The sequence below is a fragment of the Microbacterium sp. Bi128 genome (assembly GCF_918698205.1).
Genome location: NZ_CAKKMM010000744.1, coordinates 1 through 2498 on the forward strand (window position 1 = coordinate 1; position 2498 = coordinate 2498).

Sequence of the window (2498 nt, forward strand, 5' to 3'; positions counted from 1 at the left end):
GGCCACGCCCCCGTGTGCCTGGGCGATGGCCGCGACAATGGCAAGGCCCAGTCCCGAGCCCTCCACGCCGCGGCCCGTGTGCGCCCGGCCGAACCGTTCGAAGATCCGTTGCTGGTCCTCGGCGGCGATGCCGATCCCGTCATCGCGCACCCACAGCACGAGGGTGTCCTGCGGGGGCAGCGAGGTGCCGTCGTTCGCCGTCGGGCGCTCAATCCGGGAACCGAGCGCGATGGTGGAGGACGGCCCGGTGTACTTGACGGCGTTCGCGGCGAGCTGGACCAGTGCCTGGGTGAGGCGCTGCGGATCCGCCTCCACCACGTAGTCGGCTCTTTCATCGATCTGCCAGTGCCGGTCGGCCAGGACGTGCACCTTCTCCATGACCTGATCCAGGAGCTCCGGGACCCGGACGGGTTCACGCTGGATGAAGCCGATCTCGCCCGAGTTGGCGAGCAGCAGGAGGTCGTCCACCAGGCGCTGCATCCGGTCCACCTCGTCCAGCAGCACGTCCCTGGTGGCAATGACATCGTCCGGATCATCGACCGTCACTAGCTCGAGGTGCCCGCGGAGAATGGTCAGCGGGGTCCGCAGTTCATGGCCGGCGTCGTCCAGGAACTGCTGCTGTTGCTGGGCGCCCTCATCGAGTCTTTCCAGCATGGTGTTGAAGGTCTTGGCAAGCAGGGTGACGTCGTCCTCGCCCTTGCGCACCGTCACCCTTTGCGTGAGGTCCTCCGGGCCCACCGCCCGGGACGTCTCGCGCATACGGCGGAGCGGATCGAGCAGCCGGCCGGCAACCACGCTGCCGATCACCGCGGCGGCCAGGAGCATGCCGAGGGCCACCAGCGAATACGTCCGGACAGAGCTGGCGTTGTGCTCGCGCTGGTCGCCGGCGTCCCGGCCGACCAGGAAGAATGTCCCGGGGGCGCCCTTCATGGGCACCACCACTGTCCTGAGTGGACGGCCGTCCGAGTTCAGCTCGCCGAAGGACGCGCCGGCCGGGTTGCTGAGCTGGGCAGCATCGGCCAACATGCTGTTGTTCAGGAGGTTGCTGTCCCCGTTGCCTTCAACGGTCCATGCCACATGCCCATCCACTATCCCTGCCATGACCTCGTTGCTGCGCGGCTCGATATCCTCCGCGGCCTCGTGAAGGGCGCTGACGTACGTCCTGTTGGCGTAGTCACCGGACGTTTTCTTCTTTGTCTGGACGACCTTGACCACGGCATTCGCCTTGTCGAGAACCGCCTGGTCGGTCCTGGCATCAGAGTCCTGGAACTGGACCACGAACGTGACCATCCCGGCTGTGACCACCCCGGCGAGCATCATGCCCAGCATGGCGGCCACCACCCGGAAACGCACCGAGTGGATCTTTGCGCCCCAGCCGGACGGGTCCTGGGTTTCCGCCTCAGGGAAGGCAACCGCCGGCGCGGCCTGGCCGTCTTCACTGGGATGTTCATCCAAGGTGGCCACTCTGTTCCCTTCCTGCGCGGATCAGCTTGCTATGCCTAGCTGAGGCGGTACCCGGCGCCGCGGGTGGTGAGGATCCGGTCCGCGCCGAGTTTCATCCGCAACTGGCGCACGTACACATCCACCACGTCGGACGTGCCGTCGAAGTCGTAGCCCCAGACATGGCTGAGCAGTTGCTGCCGGCTCAGGACCTGCCCGGGGTGGAGCAGGAACATTTCCACCAACGCGAATTCGCGGGCAGAGAGTTCCACCATCCTGCCGTCGACGCTGACCGAGTGGGTGAGCAGGTTCAGCTCCAAGTGCCCGTAGCGCATGACGCTTCCCGCCAGCACATCGCCGGTGTCCGACTTGCGGATCCGGGCCTTGATGCGGGCCACGAGTTCCTCGAAGTGGAAAGGCTTGACGATGTAGTCGTCGGCGCCGCCCTCCAGCGCTGCGACGGTGTCGCTGGATGATCCGCGGGCCGTGAGGAAGATGACCGGGATGCCCACCTGGCCGCGGCGCAACGCCGCGAGGACGGCGTACCCGTCCAGGCGGGGGAGTCCGATGTCGAGGAGCAGGAGATCAAATTCGCCTCTGGAGGCGTAGTCCACGGCCGTGACGCCGTCGGCGACCACCGTGGGCACGTAGCCAGCCGCGCGCAGGCCCTTTTCGATGAAGCGGGAGATGCGTTCTTCGTCTTCTGCAATGAGGATGCGGGTCAAGGTGACTCCCTGGACAGCCCGGCTCCGGAAGGCTCCCCTAGCCGCGCATCTGCACGGTCCTCTTCGCGGGATCCTAGGCCTGCTCCAATACTGCGGCGTCTCCTACATGTGACTGGGAGGAATTCCGGGGCCCCAGCAGCCTCGATCAGCCCGGAGTGCGGGCCGGACCCGTGCCCCGTTGTGTGGGGCCGGCGGTTGAGCTGGTGCGGACCCGTCAGGGCGGCGCGGCGGGACGTGCTGGACCGCGCGCTGGACAAGAGGCCCCTGCGTCGGGGCGACTGAACGTTCTTGATTCAGAAGGAATGGACATCTGGTGCTCCTCCAGAGGACGGC

The 2498-nt window shown here is 66.8% G+C and carries 2 protein-coding genes; both read right to left on the reverse strand.

Translation table 11 applies throughout. The features are described from left to right. Positions 1–1455, reverse strand: a 1455-nt coding sequence (locus LQV45_RS25670; protein WP_230009464.1) for an ATP-binding protein, incomplete at its 3' end; no start/stop codon positions are given. A 44-nt stretch (positions 1456–1499) separates the two neighbouring features. Continuing rightward, positions 1500–2165 (reverse strand): response regulator transcription factor, encoded by a 666-nt coding sequence (locus tag LQV45_RS25675; protein ID WP_230009466.1) that lies wholly within the window; start codon positions 2163–2165, stop codon positions 1500–1502. Positions 2166–2498: the final 333 nt, after the last annotated feature.